At 65.0% G+C, this 13330-nt stretch carries 10 protein-coding genes; all 10 read left to right on the forward strand.

What is annotated here, in order from left to right:
• Nucleotides 1-3 precede the first annotated feature (3 nt).
• Nucleotides 4-4581, forward strand: a complete 4578-nt coding sequence (locus tag NP552_RS23685) for a hypothetical protein (RefSeq protein WP_078480513.1) — start codon at nucleotides 4-6, stop codon at nucleotides 4579-4581.
• Nucleotides 4582-4711: 130 nt separating this feature from the next.
• Entirely contained in the window at nucleotides 4712-6232 is a 1521-nt protein-coding gene (gene exaC / locus NP552_RS23690) for an acetaldehyde dehydrogenase ExaC (RefSeq protein ID WP_043860112.1), read from the forward strand.
• A gap of 109 nt (nucleotides 6233-6341) precedes the next feature.
• A complete protein-coding gene (pqqA, locus tag NP552_RS23695) occupies nucleotides 6342-6413 on the forward strand; it encodes a pyrroloquinoline quinone precursor peptide PqqA (RefSeq protein ID WP_020289857.1) in 72 nt (23 codons plus the stop codon).
• Between the two features lie 122 nt (nucleotides 6414-6535).
• The gene (gene ercA / locus NP552_RS23700) at nucleotides 6536-7699 is read left to right on the forward strand and encodes an alcohol dehydrogenase-like regulatory protein ErcA (RefSeq protein WP_078480515.1); all 1164 of its coding nucleotides are present in this window, start codon (nucleotides 6536-6538) and stop codon (nucleotides 7697-7699) included.
• On the forward strand, nucleotides 7683-9365 hold the full coding sequence (locus NP552_RS23705; protein WP_078480516.1) for a hybrid sensor histidine kinase/response regulator: 1683 nt from the start codon (nucleotides 7683-7685) through the stop codon (nucleotides 9363-9365). Before ercA ends, NP552_RS23705 begins: the two co-directional genes overlap by 17 nt.
• A gap of 250 nt (nucleotides 9366-9615) precedes the next feature.
• Nucleotides 9616-10020, forward strand: a complete 405-nt coding sequence (locus tag NP552_RS23710; protein WP_043860109.1) for a TraR/DksA family transcriptional regulator — start codon at nucleotides 9616-9618, stop codon at nucleotides 10018-10020.
• Between the two features lie 540 nt (nucleotides 10021-10560).
• Nucleotides 10561-11790: a methyl-accepting chemotaxis protein gene (locus tag NP552_RS23715; RefSeq protein ID WP_408980702.1), complete on the forward strand. Its 1230-nt coding sequence runs from the start codon at nucleotides 10561-10563 to the stop codon at nucleotides 11788-11790.
• Between the two features lie 117 nt (nucleotides 11791-11907).
• Nucleotides 11908-12117, forward strand: coding sequence for a hypothetical protein (locus NP552_RS23720; RefSeq protein ID WP_054915725.1), 210 nt, complete (start codon nucleotides 11908-11910; stop codon nucleotides 12115-12117).
• Between the two features lie 535 nt (nucleotides 12118-12652).
• Entirely contained in the window at nucleotides 12653-13120 is a 468-nt protein-coding gene (locus NP552_RS23725) for a hypothetical protein (protein ID WP_043860106.1), read from the forward strand.
• Nucleotides 13117-13326 carry a hypothetical protein gene (locus NP552_RS23730; protein ID WP_235384112.1) on the forward strand — a complete coding sequence of 70 codons (210 nt, stop codon included), beginning with the start codon at nucleotides 13117-13119 and terminating at the stop codon, nucleotides 13324-13326. Before NP552_RS23725 ends, NP552_RS23730 begins: the two co-directional genes overlap by 4 nt.
• Nucleotides 13327-13330 lie beyond the last annotated feature (4 nt).

The raw sequence follows: 13330 nt of genomic DNA on the forward strand, positions 1-13330 counted from the left end.
ATCATGGATGCAGCAGATACGCTTTTCGGGCAGTTGGCCACACACGCTTCGCTGTGCGGCCCCATCGGCCGCCAGATGGTCACCCGGCCCTCGTTGCACGCCGTGGCTGCGCAGGTGTGCGCGCAGCAATGGCAGGTGCGCGGGATCAAGGGCCCGGCGCCATCGGCCTTGACCCTGGTCAGGGGGCGGCCGGGGCAGGGCGCGCGGCTCGATTCGCTGGCCGATGCCCTGATACGGCGCTATTGCGAACGCACCTGCCTCAACCTGGCCAGCGGGCTGGACTACCTCACCCTGCAGCGCGGCGCCGAGTATCCGCAGGCCGCCGATGTCGACCTGCACGCGGTCGAAACCCTGCTCAATGAATGCGGGCCGTTGCTGCTCGATGAATACAAGCGTGTGCTCAGCCGTTACTGGGGCCAGGCCGAGCCGGGCCAGACCGCGCGCTGGGACTGGCTGGCCGATTACCTCAAAAGCCGTTTTTCCAGCGCCTGCGAACTGGCCCGAGGGGCTGGCGTGCTGGACGGGCTGGAGCTGGCCACGGCGACGATGGTCGGCATCTATCCACGGGCGACGCAGCGCGCGCAGTTCGGCAACGGCGCGGATGTACGCGTGTCGCTGCTGTGCCTGGATGCCGAACCCGGTGGCGGGCTGGACCCTGAACTGGCCAGCGCGGTGCTGATCGAGCGCCAGGTGCTCGGCCAGTTGCGCACTGTCGTGGTGCTCTACACCCTGGCGGGTGGGCTGTATCGCTTCGATTCGCGCCAGGCACTGCTGGAGGCATTGGCCAGGGGCTGGGGCGCGCAGGCTTCGGGCACCTTCAAGCTCAACCTGTACCAGACCGAACTGTCGATTTTCCAGGCCCAGGCGCGGTTGTTGTTCGAACAGCAATTGCGCCTGATCGATGCCATCGCCGCCGCACCTCTCGATTCGCAGGTCGACCCGGTGCAGACGCTGGTCGCGCGCCTGGACGAAGCCACCTCGCTGGTGCAGGTATGCGATGTGAGCGAGCGCCAGACCCTGGCCAGCCTGCGCGGGCTGTTGCCGACGTGGTTGCGCGACGCTGACGAGGCGCCGCGCCTGCAGTACACCGAGATGCTGGTGCGCCTGGCGCGGGCGCAGCAGCGCAGTGGCGGGCAGTCGTTCCTGCATGACCTGCCCGGCATGCCGGAGTACGCCTGGGCCCAGTGGCAGGCGGCGGTGCGTGCCGGGCACCCGGGCTTCACCCGTGCCGAGCTGGAGGATGTCGAGCTGGTCAACCGCCAGGTGATTGCCGGCGCCGGCGGCAGTGGGGGGGATTTTGCCCCGGCGGGCAGCATTCGCGAGGTGACGCTGAACCTGGCCCAACTGGCGGTGGGCAACCTGGGGCTGCTCAGGGCAGGCAGCGTCACTTTGCGCAGCCGCAGCGGCGCAGTGCTGCCGACATGGCTGGATCTTGCATTCATCAAGGCCCAGGTCACCCGCCTGGATGTGGGCCAGACCTACCCGGACCTGTTGCAGCACAGCCTGCTGGATGACCCTGTGCAGTCGGCCAGTCGCCAGCAGCTGTTCGTCGATCAGTTGCGCGAACAACTGCCGATGCTGGTGCTGGAGTACTGCCTGCGTCAACGCGAAGGGGTCAGTGCACTGAGTGCCCGGCGGGTCACGGCACTGTGCCGTGGCGAGGAAACCGACGCGGTGCTGCGTCCGTTGGGCCTGTTGCGCGAGGCCGGTGCACACCCCGATGTCGCGCTCAATGCGTACCTGGTCGAGGGCCGCGACCCGCGCCAGGGGCCGTGCCTGCTGTATCGCCCACTGCACCGCGAGCCGCTGCAGGAGTTCAGCTCGCGCCAGGCCCTGTTCGAGCGGTTGTGCGAGCCCGGCGCGCTGCACGACGATCTGCTGGCGCGGCTGCCTGCCAAGGCACAGCCGGTGTACGCGCGTGGCGGGCTGGAGCAGCCGCATACGGTGCGCTTTCTGCCCGGCTCGGACTTCGCTCCCCTTCAGGTGCCGGCCCCGGCGTCGTTCAGCGACGCGCTGATCGATGGCGACCCGCTGGTGCATCTGTACCGTAGCTGCGCCCAGGAACTGGTGGCCCGCGCCCGGGCCGGCTCGCAGTCATCCAGCGAACAGCGCTGGGCGGCCTATGCCGAACTGGGCTGGCTGATGTTCAACACGCTGTTGCCACTGTGCAATGGCCCGGTTGCGGTGGCCGGCTGGCTGGTGCAACTGACGGCAGGCCTGCGCGATACCTTGCAGCAACACCAGAGCGAGGGTGACGGGCAGCTGGCGGGATGGTTGTTCAACCTGGCGCTGACGTTGCTGGCGAGCAGGACCGACACCACCCGTCTCAAGCTCTCAACCCCTGCGCAAAGGGGCGAGTCGCCGCTGGCCCAGGTGCTGGAGCCCGAGTTCGGCCATGCCCTTGCTTCGCCCTCGGGCCAGGCGCTGGACAGCCTGGATTTCAGCTGGGCAGCGGCGGCGGACCGACTGAGCGGCGAACAGCGCGCGCGGCTGGTGCCCCTGCAGCGCGTGCAGGGCCGCGAGGGGCTGGGGGCACCGATCAGCCACGGGCCCTGGCAGGGGTTGTACCTGCATGAGGACCGTCTGTGGGTGGGTGTCAGCGGGCAGGTCTACCCCGTGGTGGAGGAGGATGCCGGCCTGCGAATCCGCGACGCGCAACAGCCTCCCGGGCCCTGGCTGCGGCACGCCGCCGATGGCAGCTGGCAATTCGACCTGGGCTTGCGCTTGCGTGGCGGCATGCCGCTGAATCGGCGCATCCAGCAGTTGCGTCTGGCCAACCAGGCTCGCGTGGAGGTTCTGCAGAAGGAACTGGACGACTACCAGCCGGTGCGCCAGGCCAGCGCCTTGCAGCTCAAGCGCGATCTGGACGAGGTGGTGAAACAGGAGCCGCAGCCCTCGGCCGAGCGATTGCAGCGCTATGTGGATGATCTGCGACGGCACGGGCAGGGGCTGGCCAAGGCGCGGGAAAGCCATGTGCAACTGAACCAGCTTAAAACCCTGGCAAACTTTCGCGCCCAGCAGGGCAACTACCTGTTCGAGGAGTCCAGCATTACCGTGCAGTTGCTGTACGCCTTGCGAAGCCTGTTCATGCATAACAAGGACGGCATAAACAACCTTCGCGGCGGCCAGGGTCAGGACCGTCTGCGCGAACTGGTGCTGGAAGGCACTTCGCCCACCTATCGGCAACTGGTGGTGCTGCTCGAAGGGGCCAAGACCCTGACCGAGCAGATCATCGACTGCTATCAGGCCCTCGATCGCCTGACCGGGCAGCTGCGCCAGATCCTGCCCGGCGGCCCGGCCCAGGCAAGCAGGATCGAGGCGATGCGCGGTGAAGAGCTGTCAGTCCAGGCCTGGCGTTCGTCCCAGATCAACATGCTGGGGGTGTTGGTGCTGCAGGCAGACCGCGGGCACGCCGGAGGCGAGGGTATCTACGAGACGGTGTTGTCTGCCCGATTGGGCTTGCAACTGGAGCTCGAGATGGGCGGGGCGTTCACCGATCAGGAACGGGTGCAGATGCTCGACAGCAGTGTGCGCCACTATGCCAGTGCACTGCAGGGCACCCAGCTGTACAAGGCCTCCAGCGCGGTTTTGCAGGGGGCGGCACAGGTGGAGGAGTACCAGCAGGTGCTGCAGGCCCTGCATGATGCTGCCCAGAAGCGACTGGCCGGGCTGATTCGCGACCTGCCACGCCAACCTTCGGCGCCACCGGCCTCAGGCAGCCGCTCGCGCACGTTGATACGCACCCGCAACCGCGGCGTGGTGGTGGGCCAGCAGCGTCGGCTGGCAGGGGCCGACAGTGACGTGGTGGTGGTGATCGACCCGGTGGAACAGCGCGAGCTGGCCCGCTACGAGGAAACCGCCGAGGCCGGTATCTGGCAGCCGGTGGAGCGCCCCCGCCCAGCACCTGCGCGCGCCACCCAGGCGCAGTTGCCGGGCTTGCTGGAGCGCTCCACGCGGTTGCTGAACGACTCGGCGCAGCAGCTCAGGCGCGCCGTCGCCCAGGCCAGGACCGCCATGCTTCCGGTGGAGATGGAAGAAATCCTGACGCAGCAGGCGCGCCCGCTTGACGAGCTGGCCCGGCAGATCGAACAGGCATTGACTGCCGGCAACGACACCGACCGGTCTGCTGCCGGCCAGGATGCGGCGCTGCAAGCCAAGGCCCTGCTCGAGCAGGCCAAGCATCTGCGTGATGAAGGGCGCCGTCTGCGTGTGCAGATGACCCTGGCACAGTTGCCGACGGTCAGTCGGGTGGCCTACCTCAAGGCCCAGGGCGAGGTCAGCCTGCACAGGCTCCAGCCGCGCAAGCCCACGCGAAAACGCAAGGGCCATGCCCAGGATTTCCTTCAGGAGTACGAAATCCACGACAAGGCGGGGCAGTTGCTGTGGGTGGCGCACTTTCATTACGCGACCCTGGACGCAGAGCCTGGGCTGTACACCGCGGCGCATCTGAAAACCGCCGCACAGCGGTTCGAGGGGGGGCAGTACCAGTTGCCGGCAGACGCCGACAATGAGCGCGTGATCCAGATCTACCGCAGCCAGATCGACAGCCGCTCGGCCCGGGCGCTGTTCCTGGACCTGTAGCGGCGCCCGCGCCTACTACCAAATGACGAGTTGTCCTCTGCCAAAGGGCGATTCGTCAGCCGCCCCGGGCTGCCTAAGATCCGTACACCGCCTGTCGTCATGACAGGCCCGGATCAACAGAGGCCCGAACATGATCTATGCAGCTCCCGGCACCGAAGGCGCCCTTGTCAACTTCAAACCGCGTTACGGCAACTACATCGGCGGCGAGTTCGTTGCCCCGCTGAACGGCCAGTACTTCACCAACAGCTCGCCGGTGAACGCCCAGGTCATCGCCGAATTTCCACGTTCCAGCGCCGAAGACGTCGAGCGCGCCCTGGACGCCGCCCACGCCGCTGCCGATGCCTGGGGCCGTACCAGCGTGCAGGACCGCTCGCGCATCCTGCTCAAGATTGCCGACCGTATCGAGCAGAACCTCGAAGTGCTGGCCATTGCCGAAACCTGGGACAACGGCAAGGCCATTCGCGAAACCCTGAATGCCGACGTGCCGCTGGCCGCCGACCATTTCCGTTACTTCGCCGGCTGCATCCGTGCCCAGGAAGGCAGCGCCGCCGAGATCAACGAAAACACCGCCGCCTACCACTTCCATGAACCGCTGGGTGTGGTCGGGCAGATCATTCCATGGAACTTCCCGCTGCTGATGGCCGCCTGGAAGCTCGCCCCGGCCCTGGCCGCCGGCAACTGCGTGGTGCTCAAGCCGGCTGAACAGACCCCACTGTCGATCACCGTGTTCGCCGAGCTGGTGGGCGATCTGCTGCCGCCGGGTGTGCTCAACATCGTGCAGGGCTTCGGGCGCGAGGCCGGTGAAGCGCTGGCCACCAGCAAGCGCATCGCCAAGATCGCCTTCACCGGTTCCACCCCGGTGGGCTCGCACATCATGAAGTGCGCTGCCGAGAACATCATCCCCAGCACCGTGGAGCTGGGCGGCAAGTCGCCGAACATCTTCTTCGAAGACATCATGCAGGCCGAGCCGAGTTTCATCGAGAAAGCCGCCGAAGGTCTGGTGCTGGCGTTCTTCAACCAGGGCGAAGTGTGCACCTGCCCATCGCGTGCGGTGATACAGGAATCGATCTACGAGCCGTTCATGGCCGTGGTGATGAAGAAGATCGCCCAGATCAAGCGTGGCAACCCGCTGGACACCGAAACCATGGTTGGTGCCCAGGCGTCCGAGCAGCAGTACGACAAGATCCTCTCGTACCTGGACATCGCCCGCGAAGAGGGCGCGCAGGTACTGACCGGTGGCGCCAGCGAGCGCCTGGCCGGCGACCTGTCGACCGGTTACTACATCCAGCCGACCCTGCTCAAGGGCCACAACAAGATGCGCGTGTTCCAGGAAGAGATCTTCGGCCCGGTGGTGGGCGTGACCACCTTCAAGGACGAGGCCGAGGCCCTGGCAATCGCCAACGACACCGAGTTCGGCCTGGGCGCCGGGCTGTGGACCCGCGACATCAACCGTGCCTACCGCATGGGCCGTGGCATCAAGGCCGGGCGCGTGTGGACCAACTGCTACCACCTGTACCCGGCGCACGCCGCGTTCGGCGGGTACAAGAAGTCCGGCGTGGGTCGTGAAACCCACAAGATGATGCTCGACCACTACCAGCAGACCAAGAACCTGCTGGTGAGCTACGACATCAATCCGCTGGGCTTCTTCTGACGCCCGATGGCTGTGGGAAAATCTGTTCCAAAGTAGCATTCGACCTGCGCCGGCAACGGTGTATTAATAGACGCACCGCAATCCTGTGGTGCCAGAAGAGGATGGACCTATGTGGAAAAAACCCGCGTTCACTGATCTGCGTATCGGCTTTGAAGTGACCATGTACTTCGCCAGCCGTTGATCCCTCTTGCGCCGGTGCCCCAAGGCACCGGCGCTGCCTTGTGCATCCCCCCTATCGTCTGATTGCAAAACCCTCCTGATGCTTTAGGCTGGCGCTACCTTAAAAGAACAAGAAGGCGTCGCATGAGCCCGAACCTGAGCCAGTTGCGTAAATTCGTCTCTCCGGAAATCATCTTCGGTGCCGGCTGTCGGCACCATGTGGCCAATTACGCCAGGACCTTCGGCGCGCGCAAGGTACTGCTGGTCAGTGACCCTGGCGTGATCGCCGCCGGCTGGGTCGGCGACATCGAGGCCAGCCTGCAGGCGCAGGGCATTGATTACTGCCTGTACAGCGACGTGTCGCCCAACCCGCGGGTCGAAGAGGTCATGGCCGGCGCCGAGAGCTATCGCAGCGAACAGTGCGACGTGATCGTGGCCGTTGGCGGCGGCAGCCCGATGGACTGCGCCAAGGGCATCGGCATCGTGGCGGCCCACGGCCGGCACATCCTGGAGTTCGAAGGGGTCGACACCATCCGAGTGCCGAGCCCGCCGCTGATCCTGATCCCGACCACCGCCGGCACCTCGGCCGACGTGTCGCAGTTCGTGATCATCTCCAACCAGCAGGAACGCATGAAGTTCTCCATCGTCAGCAAGGCGGTGGTACCCGATGTGTCGCTGATCGACCCTGAAACCACCCTGAGCATGGACCCGTTCCTCTCGGCCTGTACCGGTATCGACGCGCTGGTGCATGCCATCGAGGCGTTCGTGTCCACCGGCCATGGGCCGCTGACCGACCCCCATGCCCTTGAGGCAATGCGCCTGATCAACGGCAACCTGGTGCAGATGATCGCCAACCCGCAGGACATCGCCCTGCGCGAGAAGATCATGCTCGGCAGCATGCAGGCCGGGCTGGCCTTCTCCAATGCCATCCTCGGGGCGGTCCACGCCATGTCCCACAGCCTGGGCGGGTTTCTCGACCTGCCCCACGGTCTGTGCAATGCGGTGCTGGTCGAGCATGTGGTGGCCTTCAACTACAGCGCCGCCCCCGATCGCTTCAAGTTGATCGCGCAGACCCTGGGTATCGATTGCCGCGGGCTGAACCACAATCAGGTCCGCCAGCGCCTGGTCGAGCACCTGATCGCGCTCAAGCACGCCGTGGGCTTTCACGAAACCCTGGCCTTGCATGGGGTGGGCAGCAGCGACATTCCGTTCCTGTCGCAGCATGCGATGGACGACCCGTGCATCCTCACCAACCCGCGGACTTCGAGCCAGCGTGACGTCGAGGTGGTGTATGGCGAAGCCCTCTGAGCCTGGCGCGAATGCGCTGGCCGGGCTGCTGGGGCTGAGCAACCACACTGTTCGCAAAAGCCACTACCCGGAACTGGCGGCGCGCCTGGACGAGCTGGAAACCGAGCGCAAGCGCTATTCGTGGCTGTTCGAGCATGCGGTGCACGGCATCTTCCAGGCCAGCCTCGACGATGGCCTGCGCGCCGCCAACCCGGCGCTGGCGCGCATGCTGGGGTATGCCGACCCCCAGGCGGTGCTGTTTTCCCGGCGTGACCTGGCCAGCCACCTGTTCGTGGGCGGCCAGGCCGAGTTGCAGGACATTGCCCAGGTGCTGCAGCGCGAGCAGGCCCTGCTGGGTTACGAAACCCAGCTGCGACGCAAGGACGGCAGCAGCATCGATGTGCTGATGAACCTGTTGCTGCGCCCGGACGAGGAGGGCGTGGTCGAGGGGTTCGTCGCCGACATCACCGAGCGCAAGCTGGCGCAGGAGCGTCTGCAGCAACTCAACGACGAGCTGGAGCAGCGCGTGGCCGAGCGTACCCGCCAGCTGATGGAGGCACGCGATGCGGCCCAGGCGGCCAACCGCAGCAAGGACAAGTACCTGGCCGCCGCCAGCCACGACCTGCTGCAACCGCTCAACGCTGCACGCCTGTTGATTTCGACCCTGCGCGAGCGCCAGTTGCCGCAGGCCGAGCAATTGCTGGTGGAGCGCGCGCACCAGGCGCTGGAAGGCGCCGAAGACCTGTTGAGCGATCTGCTGGATATTTCCCGGCTCGACCAGGCGGCAATCAAGCCTGACCTTGACCTGTACCTGCTGGACGATGTGCTGGCGCCGCTGGCCTCGGAGTTTCAGCCGGTGGCGGCTGCCGAGGGCCTGGGCCTGCGTTTGCGCAGCGGACGCCAGGTGATCCGCACCGATGTGCGGCTGCTGACGCGGATCCTGCGCAACTTCCTCAGCAACGCCTGCCGCTACACCGAACAGGGGCGCATCCTGCTGGGGGCGCGGCGGCGTGGCGACTGCCTGCGCCTGGAGGTCTGGGATACCGGGCGCGGCATTGCTGCGCAGCGCCTGCAATCGATCTTTCTCGAATTCAACCAGCTCGATGTGGGCCGCGCCGCCGATCGCAAGGGGGTGGGCCTGGGCCTGGCGATCGTCGAGCGCATTGCGCGGATCCTCGATTACCCGGTACGGGTGCGCTCCTGGCCGGGGCGCGGTTCGGTGTTCAGCATCGATGTGCCGCTCTCCACCGAACGTCGTTGCCCGCCGGTGCTGGCGCCAGCACCGCTGCCGAGCGTCGGCGACCCGCTGCCGGGGCGCCGCCTGCTGGTGCTGGACAACGAACTGAGCATCCTGCAGAGCATGGCCGCCCTGCTGGCCCAGTGGGGGTGCGAGGTGCTGACCGCGACCGACCGCAAGACGGCATTTCAGGTGTTGCAGGGGCGCGCGCCGGAACTGGTGCTGGCGGACTTTCACCTGGACCACGGGGTGACCGGCTGCGAAGTGGTGCGCGACCTGCGTGAGCATTTCGCGGTGACCATACCCGCCGTGATGATCACCGCCGATCGCAGCGACCAGAGCCGCCGTGCGATGCAGCGCCTGGGCGCGCCATTGCTCAACAAGCCGGTCAAGCCGGGCAAGCTGCGTGCGGTGCTGAGCCAGCTGCTGGGCGAGGCGGGCGTGCGATAAACAGCGAGACTACCCCCGCGGACGAGTTTTTTTGCTATAAAGGCCGCCCTCAGGGGAGCGTTGACGCTCGTTCGAGGGGCATTTCGGACAAAACCACCTTCATTTGTATTGCCCCTTGCGAAACTCGGCCTTAGACTGCCGCCCCCTGTAAATTGAGTGCCGGATGGTGCTTGAAGAATTGCGCCGCCGGCGAGCTGTTCGCCGGTAGCACCCGATCGCCTAAATGCACGTATTTTTTATAGAGAAATCAATGACAAAGGAAAAGTTGCTGGCCATGCCGGCCGATGACTACATGAACGCTGAGCAGCATGCCTTTTTCACCGAGCTGTTGCAGTCGATGAAAGTGGAGATCCATGAGCGCATCGAGAAAAGTCGTGTAGCCATCGAAAGCCTGGACACCCCTGCTGATCCTGCCGACGCCGCCTCGGTCGAAGAAGAGCGTCACTGGCTGGTCAACACCATCGACCGCGACCAGCGCCTGCTGCCCCAGCTGGAAATTGCCCTGGGCCGCATCAAGGACGACAGCTTCGGCTGGTGTGAAGACAGCGGCGAGCCGATCGGCCTCAAGCGCCTGCTGATCAGCCCCACCACCAAGTACTGCATCGAGGCGCAAGAGCGCCACGAGCAGCTCGACAAGCACCAGCGTCAGGCCTGACGCCCGCTGTCGTGCCAGCAAGCCCCGGGTTCACAGCCCGGGGCTTTTGCGTTTCTTTGCCTTGCATCAAGCAGGAGGGTCTTACATCCAACGAAGCATGGATAATGGCCTTGTAGTGGCGTTTAATGGGGGCACAATAACGACACTGCGGGAACCATTGTTATGATGCGAGAAGGATCTCTGCCTGGCACGCTGGTGCCGCTGCAAGGTACGTCCACTGGCGCCCGGCGCTGGTCGGGCACGGCGCTGCAAAGCCTGGTGCTGGTGGTGTTGCTCAGTGCCATGGCGTTTGCCGATGTGTCCTTCTACCTGTGTCTGCCACTGGCCTTGCTGGCCCTGTGGCTGCCGTTGATGCGCAAGCGGCCGGCCGAGGTGGTGAGCGAGCAGGACCCGCTGGGCGACCTGACCCGTGACCTGGCCCAGGCCACCAGCCACAACGCGCTGTCTGCCGCTGGCGTTGCCCATGCGGTGCAGCAACTGGCCGACAAGCTGCAATCGCAACTGGTGTCGGCGGCGCAGATCGTCAGCAGTGCCGAAGTCATGATCGGTACCGAGAAAGCCACTTCGCAGCTCAGCCAGCAGGCCCTGGGCGCGGCCCGCGAGGCCCACCACAGCAGTGCTGCCGGCAGAACGGTGCTGGCCGAGTCGATCCAGCGCATGCACCAGCTCAGCGCCCGTGCCAACGACAGCCGCGAACTGATCGAGGCGCTGCACCAGCGCAGCGAAGACATTGCCCGGGTTACCCTGGTGATCCAGACCATCGCCAGCCAGACCAACCTGCTTGCATTGAACGCGGCCATCGAGGCCGCGCGCGCCGGCGAACATGGTCGTGGCTTTGCCGTGGTGGCCGATGAGGTGCGTGGCCTGGCCGGACGTACCGCCAGTGCCACCGAGGAGGTCGGCCTGATGGTGGCCGATATCCAGCAGCGTACCGCCCAGGTGGTGGAGCAGATCCGTGAGTTGTCCGATGACCTGCACCAGGGGGTGGACCAGGTCGAGCACACCGGCGAGCAACTGGACGCCATCGCCGGGCTCGCCGCTGGCGTCGAGCAGCAGATCGATGCGATCGCTGCCGGTACCGAGACCAACCGTACTCAGCTCGACAGCCTGTTCCAGGCCGTGGCGCAGATGCGCAGCGACCTGGTGGTGAGCGACCAGCAGACCCAGCGCCTGGCCCAGGCAGCCGTGCAGATGGAAGGTCAGGCCGAGCGTATCAGCGAGCGTCTGGCCGAGGTGGGGCTGGATGACTACCACCAGCGCGTATACGACCTTGCCCGCCAGGGGGCCCAGAAAATCGCCGATTGCTTCGAGGCCGACATCGCCCAGGGGCGCATCAGCGTCGATGCTCTGTTCGATCGCCAGTATCAGTTGCTGCCCGGTACCCGCCCGGCCCGTTACCGCACGCGTTTTGACGACTACACCGACCAGGTACTGCCCGCGATCCAGGAGCCGCTGCTGGCCCAGCATGAAGGCCTGGTGTTCGCCATTGCCTGTACTCAGCAGGGCTATGTGCCGACCCACAACAACGCCTTCAGCCAGCCACTGACCGGTGACGAGGCGACCGATACCGCGCACAACCGCAGCAAGCGCAAGTTCGACGACCGTACCGGTATCCGTTGCGGCAGCCATCAGCAACCGGTGCTGCTGCAGACCTATACCCGTGACACGGGCGAGCTGATGCATGATCTGTCGGTGCCGATCCAGGTACAGGGGCGCCACTGGGGCGGCTTGCGCCTGGGCTATCGACCCCAGCACAGCGTGATTTCCTGAGTCGGATTTGTTGCGCTTGATGCAAAACAGCTATGCCGGGGATAGCTTTTTCCCGCAAGGGGCAGGGGTTTATCATCGCCTCATCGTTAGGCTGCTAATTAAATTCCGGAGGGAATCATGCAGTGCAAGGTCGATGTGGCGGTGATGATCGGCAGTGGCGTTCCCATTTCGCTGCGTTCGGTGGGCATGCGCGTGTGCTGGGTGGTGCTGGTCAACGGTGAGCGCAGAGGCACCGCGTTCGCCAGCCGTGACGAGGCACACGCCTGTCGCGCCGCCTGGCTGGCACAGTTCGATGGGCAGGGGCTGGACGCCTGTCAGGCCGGGTAGGCGCGGGGCCTGGCCTCGAGGGTCCTTGCCAGGTCGCAGGCCTCCCCGTGATGTCGGCGAAAGCCTTTCACCCGGCCCGTGGCAGACTCCGTGATATGGAAAAAACCGACGCCAGCCGGCACTACAATGTAGCGCGGCCGGGTTTTGCCGGATGCACACCCGATATTTTTTGATACTTCTAGTGTATTGCCCACTCGACGTGTTTCGGTGTTTTCGTGCATATTCGCTTCCCTGTGCAGTGAACATGTTCGTCCAGAGGTCCTTCGTTCTGGGATCTTTCTTTCAGCTATCGCATTTTTTCAGCGAGCACGCTGTCAGAGAAATCGGTTGCACTTTGGGAAATGGCTGTTTGTAGCCGCCGGTTATCAACTGGCAGGGCACGACGTGTTTTCCTTCGCAGCCTGGTGTCTGTGCGTACGAACAACCCTGGCACTGATCCACTAGTCTTTCAGACTTCAAATTGAAAACCGGGACCTTCGCGGCGCAGTGCCGCCTGCGAGGTGGCGGGGTGATGCTGGTTTTGAGGAATTAATCATTGGCAGTCAGTAATCTGGATATGCACGCCCTCTTCGTGTTGGGCGACCTGCGGGCCAAGTTGGTCAAACAGTTTCAATCGCGCTTCGTCTACGTGACCGAACAAAGTGCCGAAGGTATCTACCTTGCCGAGATCGATACCGAAGAGGCCCTGGTGGTCGATGACAAACAGCGGCTTGAACTGAAAGTGGGCGATCACTTTCGGGCGGCGGTATTGCCCAGCCGCGAAGGTGGCAAGTTGGAGATCCGCTTTCGCGACATCAAGCTGACCGTCTACGAACTGGGCGATTATGCGTTCGTGACCGTGCCCGAAGGGCATGGCATCGTGTTCCGCGAGGGGCAGACCGTGGTGATGGTGTTTGCTGCCCACGAGCAGATCAAGGAAGGCCTGACCAAGACCCTGAAGGCTGCCACGGCCAAGGCCGCCAAATGGCGCAAGGGCGAACTGACCTTCAAGGCCAGCGAGTGAGCAGTACCGCTGCGGCGTCGGGGCGTGCGCGCTTCCACGCCGAGCATCAGGCCCGCGCCCAGGCCCAGGCCCTGGAGTGGCTGGCACAACGCGCGGTGCTGCAGGGCGCCTGGTTGAACTGGGTGGCAGGGCAGCTGTATCAGCTGAGCCCGCCGGAATATGCGGCAATGGTGCGCCGCGAGCTGCAGGTGTTGGCAGCTCGATAGGGCC

The organism is Pseudomonas sp. 8209, assembly GCF_028682105.1.
Taxonomy (GTDB): domain Bacteria; phylum Pseudomonadota; class Gammaproteobacteria; order Pseudomonadales; family Pseudomonadaceae; genus Aquipseudomonas; species Aquipseudomonas palmensis.